Genomic DNA, 12,029 nt, shown 5'->3' with positions numbered 1-12,029 from the left:
GCGACCTCAGCCGCGCACGGGCGCGGCGAGGCTGCCCAGCAGTTTCAGCGCCTGCTCCGAAGGGCTGCCCGGCCGGGCCAGCAAAGTGATGAGCTGCAGGCCGTCGGAGCCGTTCACCGAGAAGACCTCGCAGGTCAGCTCCAGCTCCCCGACCTCCCGGTGGCACATGCGCTTGACCTCGGTCACCTTGGGAGAGACGTCGTGGCGGGCCCACAGCCTCCGGAAGTCGGGGCTCTTGAGGGACAGTTCCCCCACGAGCTCGGTCAGGCGGGGGTCGTCGAGCTGCGACCCGGCGACGAGGCGCAGGTGGGCGACCTTGGAACGGGCCGACTTCTCCCACTCGGGATAGAACTCGCGGGCCGCGGGATCCAGGAAGATCATGCGGAGCAGGTTGTCGCGGTTCTCGAACCCGCCGTACAGGGCGTCGGCGAGGGAGTTCGCGGCGAGGATGTTCATGAGGTCGTCGCAGATCAGCGCGGGCGTGACGGGCCAGCCGTCGATCAGCGTGCGCAGCGCGGGGCTGACCCGCCGGGCCGGCGACCGCCGGGGCTGGAGCATGGGATGGGCCAGCGCGTGCATGTGGGCCGTGGCCTCGGGAGTCAGCCCGAACACCTGGGCAAGGGCTCCGAGCACGCGTTCGGACGGGTGGCGCTCCCTGCCCTGTTCGAGGCGGATGTAGTAATCCGTGCTGACGTGGGCCAGCATCGCCACCTCCTCGCGCCGCAACCCCGGGGTCCGGCGCGGGCCCACGTCGAGGAGCCCCGCCTGCGCGGGAGTCATGACCTCTCTCCGCGCGCGCAGGAACTCCCCCAACAACTTAGTGCTGTCCATTTAAGTACGATATGTCGGGATTTGAGGGTCAGGGTGGGTGCGTCACTACCAGGCCGAGACGGCACCGCCGCATCCGTCGGCATTCATGCAGGCTTGCGAATTTCCTGGGTGTCACGCGCCCACCCTCCTCAGCATCGTCCCGCCTTACCGTCAAAGTGACGGAAAAGGAGACGATGACCGTGATTCCTCGCCCCCGGTCCATCCGAACGCGCTGCACCTTGGCCGCGTCCCTGCTCGCCCTGGTGGCGCTGGCCGTGGTGGGCGTCACCTCGTCGCTGGCCATCCGCTACCGCGTCCAGGAGGCCGCCTACAACCAGATCGAACAGGTCGCCGGCCGGTGGAGTGCGGCGGCCCGCACCGGCACGATCCCCAAGGTGATACCCACCTCGGGCGACCTGGCTCTCATTCAGCTGGTCGACCCGCGCGGCCGGGTCCTCGCCGCCAGCCACTCCGCCCTCACGCGCTGGGCGCTGAGCACGCTGCGACCACCCGCCGACGACCGCGTCCAGCGGCGGAGCGACGGGTGCCGCCTCCTGGTGGCCATCCGGATCAGCACGGCGGCCGACGCCCGGGTCCTGCTGGCGGAGGGCCGCGAGCCGGCCCTGCTGCGCGGCCACAACCTGGAGTACGCGCTCACGGCGGCGGCCCTCGTCCTCCTCGCGATCGTCTCCTGGACCTCCTGGAGAACGGTGGGCCGCACGCTGCGGCCGGTCGAGGAGATCCGCACGCGCCTGGCCGAGATCACCGTCAGCGACCTCAGCCTGAGCATCCCCGTGCCGCCGGGCGACGACGAGGTCGCCAGGCTCGTCCGTACCGCCAACCAGACCCTGGACCGGCTCGACGAGGCGGTGGCGCAGCAGCGCAGGTTCGCCTCCACCACGTCGCACGAGCTCAGGAACCCGATCGCCGGCCTGCGGGCGCAACTGGAGGAGGCGCTGCTCCACCCCGGCGAGATCGATCCGCACGAGACCATCCGCTCGGCCCTGTCGGTCACCGACCGGCTCGACGCCATCGTCGGCGACCTGCTGGCGCTCGCGCGGCTCGGGGCCGGCGACCCGGCGCCGCCCGAGCTCATCGACCTCGGGCGGCTGGTGAGCCAGGAGGCGCCGCGCGCGGGCCGCGTGCCCGTACGCGTCCACGCGGCCTCGGACGTCTGGGTCCGCGGGTCCCACATCCAGCTCGCCCGGCTGCTCGCCAACCTGGTGAGCAACGCGATCCGGCACGCCGGCAGCGCCGTGGACGTCTTCGTGGCAGCCTCGGACGGCGAGGTCGTGGTGACGGTGGCGGACGACGGCGCCGGCATCGCGCCCGCCGACCGCGAGCGGGTCTTCGAGCGGTTCACCCGCCTCGACGACGCCCGCCACCGCGACGCCGGGGGCAGCGGGCTTGGCCTGGCCATCTCCCGCGACATCGCCCGGAGCCACGGTGGGACGCTCAAGGCCGAGGACGCGCCGCGCGGCGCCAGCTTCGTCCTGCGGCTCCCGCGTCTCGACGCCCCTCCGGCCGATCAGACTGAACGCATGAGGGCCGTTGCCTGCCCAGTGCCACAGGAGGTCATCGAACCCGTCTGACCGGGCCCGATTCAGGCGACGTCGGCCAAGGCTCTCTGCCGCGGCACTGGTCAGCGGACGAGGTGGTGCGGGGCGAGCTCGCGGATCTCGCCCCGCCGCATGTAGACCACCCGATCGGCCAGGCCGTTCTGCTCGATGTGGTGGCGGAAGTCGTCCAGCGGTGAGCTGAAGGCGGCGTAGTCGTCGTAATGCACCGGTACGACCGCGTGCGGGTTGATCAGGTCGCACCACGACGCGCCCTGCTCGCCGTCCATCGTGACGAGCAGCAGGCCGAGCAGCCGGGTGCCGCCCAGGTGCACGATGCCCAGGTCGATGTCGGGGAAGCGGCGCGGGATCGCGTCCAGGCGGCGGTCGAGCAGCGTGTCGCCGCTGACGTGCACGGTCAGCTCCACCCGTTCGTCCAGGTTGCGGAACTCCAGCATCGTGCCGATCACGGGCGGCAGCAGCGCCTCCGCCGGGCCCGGCGCGTGCTTGGCGGGCAGCGCGGTGATCCTGACCGTGCCGTGCGCGCCGCGTAGCTCGTGCGTGTGCCATTCCGCCAGCCCCACGCTGCGGCGGAAGCCCTGGAGGCGGAGTCTGCGGGCCGCCGCGGTCGTCGTGACGATCACCGTGTCCTTGTCCAGTTTCCTGCGGGCGACGCGGTCCCAGTGGTCACCGTGCAGGTGCGACAGCACCACCCCGTCGAGCGGCGGCAGGTCCTCGATCTCCACGGCCGGGTCGGTGAGGCGGCGTGAGGACAGGCCGTAGCCCAGGTACGCCCGCTGGCCCCGGTGCAGGAAGTTGGGGTCGGTCAGCAGCGTGAGGCCGTTGTAGCGGATCAGCGTGGTCGCGTTGCCGATGAACTGCAGGCTGCCTTTCACGTCGGCTCACCCCGGGTACGGAGAGCGCTGGTCGGGAGGCACGCCGCCGCCCTTGCCGCCCCCCTTGTTGCCCTTGTCCGTGGCGTGCGGGTGGTCGGCGCGCCTGGCGCCGCGCTGCTTGTCGGGAACGAGGTGGGCGGACTTGAACTCGGTGGGCGATTTGCCTGATCTGCGAATCTCGGGCTGCTGTGGATTGCTCATGGCATTTGTCCCCCTTTATACGGTTATTTCCTGCCACATTGGGACGTGCTTAAACCCTCCGTGTCTGGCTGGTTTCACTTCGGTCACATTACTTGACTCGTTATCTAATAATTCGCAAGGCTCTCTTGTGTATCGGGGGGCGACAACCGATTCTGGAGCCTTCTCTCATGGCAAAAGCGCGACATCTCGCGGCGCTGGTGGCCGTCTTCGTGGCCGGAGGAGTGACCCTGGCGGCGGGCCCGTCCTACGCCTCCGCCCGCACTGGTCCCGACCTGCCGGTTGACCTACCGGTCGATCTGCCCACCTGCCTGCTGCCGCTGCCGCTGCTCTGCGACGAGCAGCCCGAACCCGAGCCCGAGGAGCCGAGCCCGCCACCCTCCGCCGAGCCCGGCCCCCGCGACTCCTGGCCGGGACCGGAGGAGTCCGCCCGGCCGTGGCGGCCCGCTGCCGAGGACGAGCACCGGGTGCCGAGGGGGCACCCGGAGACCGGCGGCGGCGGGCTCGCCCCGGACGACCCGATGTGGCCGTTCGCGCTGGGCGGGGCGGCGCTGCTGACGGGCGCGGGGCTGGCCGGAGCCGCGGTACGACGCCGCAGGGGTGTCGCCTAGCTTGACCGCCGCATCAACCCAGGACCGGCACCCACCCGACCACCGGGACCGACCCGAGCACGGGGACCGACCCGAGCACCGGGACGCAGCCCAGTCGCGGGACGCAGCCGAGTCTCGCGATACATCCGAGCGCCGGGATGCACCGGAGCGCCGGGACCCACCGAGTGCCGGGACGCAGGCGAGTCTCGCGATGCACCCGAGCACCGGGATGCACCGGAGCGCCGTGACCCACCCGAGCCTTGGGACCCATCCGCCCGTCGGGGTCCACCCGCCCGCCGGGACCCCCCGGCCCGCCGGGACCCCCCGGCCCGCCGGGACCCAGTCGCGCGCCGGGGCTCGGCTGAGGGCCAGGTATCGCGCAGAGCCCGGGAGCAGGTCGCGGGCCCGGTGGCTACTGAGGATCAGGAGTCGTGCATGGGCAGAGGGCGTCCGCTGGAGAGAGGCCGGTCGTGGGTCGTGTCGGCTATGAGCCGTGCGCCCCGCATGAGCCGGGAGCGCCCGCAGGGAAGGGGCCGGTCGTGGGCCGGTGTCTGCTGTGAGCCGTGAGCCCCGCATGGGCCCGGAGCCTGGTGAGGGGCGGGAGTTGGGCGGTGGCCGAAGATCCGGGCAAGGGGTGATGCTGGTCGTGGCCGGTGCGGTGTCGTTGGCCGGGGCGTTGCTGATCGGGCTAGGGCTGAGTGGCATCGTCGGCGGCGAACCCGGGCCGGAGCCCGTCGCCGCCACGCGGCGCGGACCCGTCGAGGGCGCGGCCCCGGTCACCGGCCTGCCGCTCGGCAAGGTCGCCGCGCCCATGCGGGCCGCCAAGCCGACCGCCGTCTACATCCCGTCCATCGGCGTGGCCGCCCCGCTCATGGAGCTGGGCCTGGACGCGGAGGGCGCCATCGAGAACCCGCCGTTCGACCCCCCGGACCTGGCCGGCTGGTACCGCTACGGCCCCGTGCCCGGCCAGCGCGGCGCCGCCGTGATCACCGGCCACCTGGACACCAGGTCCGGCCCCGCCGTCTTCGCCAACCTCAAGGACGTCAAGCGCGGCGACCAGGTCCAGGTGCTGCGTGCCGACCGCTCGGTGGCCGTGTTCGTCGTCGACAAGGTCGAGCACACGCCGAAGCGCAGCTTCCCCGTCAAGAAGGTGTACGGCAAGCTCGCCTATCCCGGGTTGCGGCTGGTGACCTGCGGCGGGGCGTTCGACCGGCAGGCGCACAGCTACCGGGACAACACGATCGTGTACGCGCACCTGGCGGCGCCGTACTACCCCAAGAGCTGATCACGGGTCGCGCGGCAGGCCGAGGGCGCGTTCGGCGATGATGTTGAGCTGCACCTCCGTGGTGCCGCCGCCGATCGTGAACGCCCGCGTCGCGAGGATCATGCGGTTCCAGTGGCGGCTCGCCGGGGCCAGCGACCAGCAGAACTCCGAGATCGCCTGAGCGTGCCGCATGCCGAGCAGCTTCCGCACGCTGGACGCGGTCGCGGCGTCGGCGCCGGGCTTTTCCGCGCTCCCTGAGACGGGCCGTCCGGAGCCCCCCAAACCGCCGCCGGGGAGCCCGGAGTCCGACGACCCAGAGTCGGACGGCCCGGAGTTCGACAGTCCGGAGTCCGACGACCTGGAGTCCGACGGCCTGGAGTCGGATGGCCCGAAGTTCGACAGCCTGGAGTTGGTCGGGGCCGGGTGGTCTGTTCCGGGCCAGGTGAGCGCGGCTGAGGCAAGGACGGTCGGGAGGTACGGCCCCGGGACCCGACGCTCACCCAGCGCCTCCAACGCCACGCACAACTCCAGCAGCCCGTATCCCTGCCCACCCCACTCCTCGGGCAGATGCAGCCCCAGAATCCCCTGCCCGCCAGAGCCGCGTGCTCGGTCGTACGCGCGGTGAGCCCCCGCACGGAGTCGGCCAGCGCCTGGTGTTCCTCGGTGGTCCCGATGCCCATAAGTCCGAACCTAGAAGATCATTCGGTCGATGACCAGGAAGACCGGACGGCCAGAAGAACCCGCGCGGTCAGCGGAGCCGGCCGTCCCGGTGGAGGTCGTCGAAGATGATCTGGTCCACGGGCGCCACGCGGTCGCGGTCGGCGTAGGTGAGCCAGACGACCTCCTCGATCTCGCTGCTGGGCGTCGGCGTCCCCTGGTGGTCGGCGGTGTAGCAGGTCATCTTCACGGCCACGCCGTCGGCGTGGCCGTCCGCCTGAGCCTGGTACGTGCCCAGGTGGACGGCGGTGGCGGGGACGATGGCGACCGACAGCTCCTCGTCGATCTCGCGGACGAGGGTGTCGAGGTCGCTCTCGCCGGGTTCGCGCTTGCCGCCGGGGAGGTAGTAGACGATCTTGCCCCGCGACCGGGTGCTGAGGATCTTGCCGTCCGCCAGGAGGATCCACGCGATCTTGTCAATCATGCCGACTATCATGCACGGATCCATCCGCATTTCTCCCCCTTGGAGAGTCATCGGATGGTTGGTCTTTTCCTGTGACGGCGCGGCTTACATACGTCATCCCCGCAGAGATCTCTGGCACTCCCGAGACAGAGAAAACCACACCCAGAGCGTTCTCGCCGATCCGCGCGATCTCGAACTACCTGCGACGATGTGCTCAGAGGAAGCGGAGATCCGCGTCATCGGGGCACGGAATCCCTTCCGAGTACATGCAAAGGCAGGAGTACGTGGACATAGAGGCGGAGATCCGCGCATTGAAGCTCCGCATCGACGCGTTCGAAGCGATCGTGCGTTCCGATGACGCAGATTCTGACGACTACAGCCATGCCCACCTGCGAACGGGGAGACGTACTCGCGTGAAAGGCTCGCAGATCACCTCGGCGGAGGTCGCCGTCGCCGAGATGCGGGCCGAGATCGCGGATGTTCAGCTGGAGATCTCCCAGGACTTCGCGGCCCTGGGCGACGAACTCACAGGTCTTCGACGGCAGACCAACGATCAGTTCATCTCCGCCCGCGCGGAGATCCTCGGAGTGTTCGACTCCTTGCGGCACGACATGGTCGACCTCGGCCGCAGGCTCGATCGGTTGCTGGAGACCCGCAACGCATAGACGGGGGCGCGGCCAGGTCGCGCACCTGGCCGCCACTCCCGCCCGCGAGGTCAGTCCCCGAACTCCAGGTGCAGAGCCCGGCTGAAGTCGGAGATCGCCTCCTCGTGGCGGTCCATCTCCTGGAGGATCTCCCCGCGTACGCGGAACGCCCAGATGTACTCGGGGTCCAGCTCGATCGCCCGGTTCAGATCGCTCAGCGCCGCCTCGTTGTCGCCCAGCTCGCTCAGCACCGCGCCCCGGCTGCCGTAGGCCCGGTCGTTCTCGGGGTCCAGCTCCACCGCGCGGCTGAGGTCCGCCAGCGCCTCCTCGTACCGGTCGATCATGCGGTACGCCTCGCCCCGCCGGCTCAGCGCGCGCACGTACTCGGGGTTCGCCGCCAGCGCCTTCGTGTAGTCCTCGATGGCCTCGGCGTACAGGTGCATGCGCTGGTACAGGTCGCCGCGGGCGGCCCAGGAGTAGGGCAGTTCCTCGTTCAGGGCGATGATCTTGGCGTGTTCCTCCAGGGCCTCGTCCAGGCGGTCCAGGTCCACCAGGACGTCGGCCTTCGCCTCCAGGATCCACAGGGAGTCGGGGGAGAGGGTGAGGGCGTGCTCGAAGTCGGTCATGGCCTCGTCCAGGCGGCCCATCGCGGCGTACGTCTGGCCCCGGGAGCCCAGCGCGTACGCGCTGTCCGGCTCCAGCTTGAGCGCCTCGTCGAAGTCCTCCAGCGCGGTCTCGTAGCGTTCGATGACGCGATGGCTCTCGCCGCGCAGCCGCCAGGCGCGCGCGTTGTCCGGCACTAACGCGATCGATTCCGTCAGATCCGCGATCGCGGCGTCGTACCTCGACAGGGCGATGTACGATTCGGCACGACTGCGTAGCACGGACGCACGGGACTGCGCGGCTGCGTCGGGCAGCTCGGCTGCGTCCTTGATCCCCTCGCTCATGAGGCGTAAATCTATCCGACTAAATCTGGATGATGGCCGCCTTTTCGCGGGTGTACTCGAGGACCGAATCGTGCCCGTACCCGCTGTCCTTGACGCCCCCGAACGGGAGGCCGGGCGGCATCTGCCGGAACGTGTTCACCCATACCGTCCCGCTCTCCAGATCGCGCACGAACCGGTGCGCCCGCCCCAGGTCACGCGTCCAGACGCCGGCCGCCAGGCCGTAGCGGGAGTCGTTCGCGATCGCCAGGGCCTCCTCGTCGGAGGAGAACGGCATGGCCACCGCCACCGGGCCGAAGATCTCCTCCTGGCAGAGCCGCAGCGAGTTGTCCGTGGTCGTGTAGAGGGTGGGGGAGACCCAGTAGCCGCCCGGGAGGCCGGGCACCACCTCCGCCCCCGTCCGCCCGCCGAAGAGCAGGCTCGCGCCCTCCTTCTCGGCCAGCTCGAGGTATGACCGCACGTGCTCGTACTGGGCCGAGGAGACGATCGGGCCCATGGTCGTCCGCAGATCGAGGGGGTCGTCCAGGACCAGCTCGGCGCAGATGCGCGCGATGCGGTCCAGCAGCTCGTCCCAGATCGAGTGGTGGACGAGGATGCGGGAGCCGGCCACGCAGACCTGCCCGGCGTTGCCGGTGTAGACGGAGTTCACGGTGACGCCCTGGGCGGCCGCGTCCAGGTCGGCGTCGGGGAAGACGATGTTCGGGGACTTGCCCCCGAGCTCGAACGTCAGCGGCTTCAGCGCGTCCGCCGACGCCCGGGTGATGGCCTGGCCGGTGGCCGTCGAGCCGGTGAGGCTGATCTTGGCGACGTCGCGGTGCCGCACCAGCGCGTCCCCCACCTCCTCGCCGAGGCCACTGACGATGTTCAGCACCCCGGGCGGGAACACCTCCGCCAGCAGCTCGCCCAGCCGCAGCACCGACGCGCTCGCCTGCTCGGCCGGCTTGACGATCACCGTGTTGCCGGCCGCCAGCGCGTAGGCGGCCTTGGCCGAGAACGTGGAGATGGGCGAGTTCCACGGGATGATGCAGACCACCACCCCGTACGGCTCCCGCCGCGTCAGCCCGAGCGTGTCCGGGCCGAGGATGACCGTGTCGCCCTTGGCCGCGTCCAGGCACTGCCCGGCGGCCAGCTGCCACAGGTACGCCATCCCGGGCAGGTCCTTCTTCAGCGTGTCGCGCAGGATCCGGCCGTTGTCGCGCGTCTCCAGCCTGGCCAGCTCCTCGGCGTTGCGGGCGAACACCTCCGACACCTTGCGCAGGTAGCCCGCCCTGGCCAGGGCGGGCAGCGCCGACCAGGCGGGGAAGGCGCGCCGGGCCGCGGCCACGGCCGCCTCGGCGTCGGGCGGCCCGCTCGCCGGGATCCGCGCCCACGCCTCCCCGGTGGCCGGGTTGACCGAGTCGAGGGTTCTGCCGTCGCTTGCGGGGACGAGCTCGCCGCCGATGAGATTGCGATAGTCAGGCACGTACCAAGCATATGCTTGCTTGTCATCCTTGGCTACGAAGCCAAGGAGCGGGGCACCTGGCCGGGCCGGTGAGCCTCGCGCTCTAAGATCGAGCCATGGAGCTGGCCCCTGGAGTGCGTGTCGCCGTCACCGATCGCCACGGGGGGATCAGCGTCCCGCCGTACGGGTCGCGCAACCTCGGCGGGATGGTCGGCGACGACCCGCAGGCCGTGCGGGCCAACCGGGCGGGGGTGGCGGCCGAGCTGGGCGTGCGGGGCATCGTGTTCATGCGCCAGATCCACAGCGCCGACGTCGCGTACGTGAGCGAGCCCTTCGGCGACGATCCGCCGGCGCTCGACGGAGTGTTCACCACCGAGCCGGGGCTGGCGCTGGCCTCGCTCGGGGCCGACTGCCCGGCGGTGCTGGTGGCCGACCCGGTGGCGCGCATGGTGGGCGCCGCGCACTCCGGCCGCCCCGGCACCGAGGCGGGCATCGCGAGCGCCCTGGTGGCGGCCATGGCGGCCAAGGGCGCCGCGCCGGGCCGGATGGTCGCGCTGGTGGGGCCCGGCGCGTGCGGCCGCTGCTACGAGGTGCCCGCCGAGCTGCGCGAGCGGGTGGCCTCCCGCGTCCCCGAGACGTGGTCCACGACGTCGTGGGAGACGCCCGCGCTCGACCTGCGGGCCGGGATCGAGGCCCAGCTCCGCGCGGCCGGGATCCAGGACGTACGCCACGACGCCCGCTGCACGATCGAGTCGGCGGAGCTCTACTCGCACCGCAGGGAGCAGCCGGGCGGTCGTTTCGCCGGGCTCATCTGGCTCGCATAGGGCCTTTTTTCGCATTTCTTCGGTTAATGTCGCATGAGTTAGCGGCATCGCGATCGGCGCGGGGGCGTCATCGTGCGCCGGATCCCTCCCGCCCTTTCGGCAGCGCCGCCGGGCCGGCCACTTCCGACGTCTCCTCGCTGCCGCTCCCGGGAGGCACGTCATGAAGACGGATCCTTCACGAGGAGGTCGCTCCATGCGCGTCGTCATCGCCGGTGCCGGGATCGCCGGGCTCACCGCGGCCCTGAGCCTGCACGCCGCCGGAATCACCGAGGTGGTCATCCACGAGGCGGTCGAGGAGCTCCAGCCGCTGGGCGTGGGCATCAACATCCTGCCGCACGCGGTGCGCGAGGTCATCGAACTCGGCCTGGGCGACCGCCTGGCGGAGATCGGCGTCGAGACCGCCGACCTCACCTTCATCAACCGGTACGGCCAGCGCATCTGGTCCGAACCGCGCGGGTTGCGGGCCGGCTACACCTGGCCCCAGTACTCGATACACCGGGGCCGGCTGCAGTTCATGCTCCTGCGGGCGGTCCAGGAGCGCCTCGGCGCGGAGGCGGTGGTGACAGGGTCGCCCGTCACCGGGCTCGACCATGACGCGGACCTGCTCATCGGCGCCGACGGCATCCGCTCCGGCGTCCGGCGGGCGCTGTTCCCCGAGGAGGGGGAGCCGTTGTGGAGCGGCGACGTGCTGTGGCGCGGCACCTCGTACAGCACGCCGTTCATGACCGGAAAGTCCATGATCATGGCGGGTGACGGCATCCAGAAGATCGTCATCTATCCCATCGCGCCGCCGGACCCCGACGGCAGGCAGCTGATCAACTGGGGCATCCAGCACAAGGCCACGGAGGCCGCGCACCGGGGCGACTGGAACCGGCCCGTGAGCCTGGAGAAGGTCCTCCCGCACGTGGCGGACTGGCACTGCGACGAGCTCGACATCCCCGGGCTCATCGCGGCGGCGGTGAAGGTGTTCGAGTATCCGCTGGTGGACCGGGATCCCTTACCCTCCTGGTCGGCGGAGAAGGTGACGCTGATGGGCGACGCCGCGCATCCGATGTATCCCACCGGCTCCAACGGCGGCACCCAGGCCGTCATCGACGCCCGCGTCCTGGCCTACGCGCTGGCGACCGGCCGCGGGCTGGAGTTCTACGAGGAGCAGCGCCGGCCCGTCACGAACAACGTCGTGCTGGCCAACCGCAAGGACGGCCCCGAGGTCGTCCTGAAGCTGGCCCACCAGCGCGCCCCGCGGGGCTTCGCCGACATCGAGGACGTCCTGCCGCTGGCCGAGCGCGAGGAGATCGCCCTGCGCTACAAGCAGCTGGCCGGCTTCGAGCCTGCCACGCTGAACGCGCGCCGGAGCTGGTCGGTGGCGGCCGGCGCCTCCCTGGCGGGAACGACGGGCGCGGCCGCCGGGATCAGCCGCTCTTGCCGCTCGACCTCCCCGAGTTGAAGATCGCGTTGATGATGATCAGGCCGCCCCAGATCGGCACCAGATAGGCAGCCTTGTTCCCCAGCAGGACCAGCAGGAGGGTGGAGACGGTGCCGAGGCAGACCGAGACGATCGCCAGGGCGAGCCGCTGCCCGTCGGGCGCCCGGTCGCGTGCGGGTGCCTTCGACGCCCGCTGGGCGATGCGCTCGTCCACCCGCCGGTCGACCTCTTGCCCCATCTTGTCGAGGAACGACTCGACCAGGGCGTCCTCGAACTCCGGCCCGAGGTCACGGCGGGCGGACACGGTTGCCTTTAA

13 protein-coding genes and 1 pseudogene are annotated in these 12,029 nt (G+C 71.0%); 6 read left to right on the top strand and 8 right to left on the bottom strand.

Annotation, left to right across the window (positions count from 1 at the left end; genetic code table 11):
• Positions 1–6: 6 nt before the first annotated feature.
• Positions 7–831: a helix-turn-helix transcriptional regulator gene (locus H4W80_RS20060; RefSeq protein WP_192786490.1), complete on the bottom strand. Its 825-nt coding sequence runs from the start codon at positions 829–831 to the stop codon at positions 7–9.
• A gap of 173 nt (positions 832–1,004) precedes the next feature.
• Between H4W80_RS20060 and H4W80_RS20055 the strand changes: the two genes are divergently transcribed.
• Positions 1,005–2,402, top strand: coding sequence for a sensor histidine kinase (locus H4W80_RS20055; protein WP_225963560.1), 1,398 nt, complete (start codon positions 1,005–1,007; stop codon positions 2,400–2,402).
• Positions 2,403–2,452: 50 nt separating this feature from the next.
• On the opposite strand, the gene H4W80_RS20050 is transcribed toward H4W80_RS20055, so the two are convergent.
• The gene (locus H4W80_RS20050; protein WP_192786489.1) at positions 2,453–3,262 is read right to left on the bottom strand and encodes an MBL fold metallo-hydrolase; all 810 of its coding nucleotides are present in this window, start codon (positions 3,260–3,262) and stop codon (positions 2,453–2,455) included.
• Positions 3,263–3,268: 6 nt separating this feature from the next.
• Entirely contained in the window at positions 3,269–3,463 is a 195-nt protein-coding gene (locus H4W80_RS20045; protein WP_192786488.1) for a hypothetical protein, read from the bottom strand.
• A gap of 167 nt (positions 3,464–3,630) precedes the next feature.
• Here H4W80_RS20045 and H4W80_RS20040 point away from each other — a divergent pair, with 167 nt between their 5' ends.
• Positions 3,631–4,071: a hypothetical protein gene (locus tag H4W80_RS20040; RefSeq protein ID WP_192786487.1), complete on the top strand. Its 441-nt coding sequence runs from the start codon at positions 3,631–3,633 to the stop codon at positions 4,069–4,071.
• 616 nt (positions 4,072–4,687) lie between these two features.
• Entirely contained in the window at positions 4,688–5,335 is a 648-nt protein-coding gene (locus H4W80_RS20035) for a class F sortase (protein WP_225963559.1), read from the top strand.
• Here the strand turns inward: H4W80_RS20035 and H4W80_RS64915 are convergent.
• Together H4W80_RS64915 and H4W80_RS20020 are read right to left on the bottom strand one after the other, a co-directional pair.
• Positions 5,336–5,452, bottom strand: a pseudogene (locus H4W80_RS64915) (acyl-CoA dehydrogenase family protein); the annotation flags it as partial.
• Between the two features lie 610 nt (positions 5,453–6,062).
• On the bottom strand, positions 6,063–6,455 hold the full coding sequence (locus H4W80_RS20020) for an NUDIX hydrolase (RefSeq protein ID WP_225963558.1): 393 nt from the start codon (positions 6,453–6,455) through the stop codon (positions 6,063–6,065).
• Between the two features lie 263 nt (positions 6,456–6,718).
• Here H4W80_RS20020 and H4W80_RS20015 point away from each other — a divergent pair, with 263 nt between their 5' ends.
• Entirely contained in the window at positions 6,719–7,099 is a 381-nt protein-coding gene (locus H4W80_RS20015) for a hypothetical protein (protein WP_192786485.1), read from the top strand.
• A gap of 50 nt (positions 7,100–7,149) precedes the next feature.
• Here H4W80_RS20015 and H4W80_RS20010 read toward each other — a convergent pair whose 3' ends face one another.
• Together H4W80_RS20010 and H4W80_RS20005 are read right to left on the bottom strand one after the other, a co-directional pair.
• Positions 7,150–8,025 (bottom strand): tetratricopeptide repeat protein, encoded by an 876-nt coding sequence (locus H4W80_RS20010; RefSeq protein ID WP_192786484.1) that lies wholly within the window; start codon positions 8,023–8,025, stop codon positions 7,150–7,152.
• Positions 8,026–8,044: 19 nt separating this feature from the next.
• A complete protein-coding gene (locus H4W80_RS20005) occupies positions 8,045–9,484 on the bottom strand; it encodes an aldehyde dehydrogenase family protein (protein ID WP_192786483.1) in 1,440 nt (479 codons plus the stop codon).
• 95 nt (positions 9,485–9,579) lie between these two features.
• On the opposite strand from H4W80_RS20005, the gene pgeF reads away from it, so the two are divergent.
• Both pgeF and H4W80_RS19995 read left to right on the top strand, forming a co-directional pair.
• Positions 9,580–10,287: a peptidoglycan editing factor PgeF gene (gene pgeF, locus H4W80_RS20000; protein ID WP_192786482.1), complete on the top strand. Its 708-nt coding sequence runs from the start codon at positions 9,580–9,582 to the stop codon at positions 10,285–10,287.
• Positions 10,288–10,480: 193 nt separating this feature from the next.
• The gene (locus H4W80_RS19995) at positions 10,481–11,734 is read left to right on the top strand and encodes a flavin-dependent oxidoreductase (protein WP_192786481.1); all 1,254 of its coding nucleotides are present in this window, start codon (positions 10,481–10,483) and stop codon (positions 11,732–11,734) included.
• Here the strand turns inward: H4W80_RS19995 and H4W80_RS19990 are convergent.
• Positions 11,700–12,017 carry a hypothetical protein gene (locus tag H4W80_RS19990; protein ID WP_318786958.1) on the bottom strand — a complete coding sequence of 106 codons (318 nt, stop codon included), beginning with the start codon at positions 12,015–12,017 and terminating at the stop codon, positions 11,700–11,702. The genes H4W80_RS19995 and H4W80_RS19990 overlap by 35 nt on opposite strands.
• Positions 12,018–12,029 lie beyond the last annotated feature (12 nt).

This window comes from Nonomuraea angiospora (assembly GCF_014873145.1).
Classification (GTDB): domain Bacteria; phylum Actinomycetota; class Actinomycetes; order Streptosporangiales; family Streptosporangiaceae; genus Nonomuraea; species Nonomuraea angiospora.
This window is presented reverse-complemented; position numbering and strand designations above follow the sequence as displayed.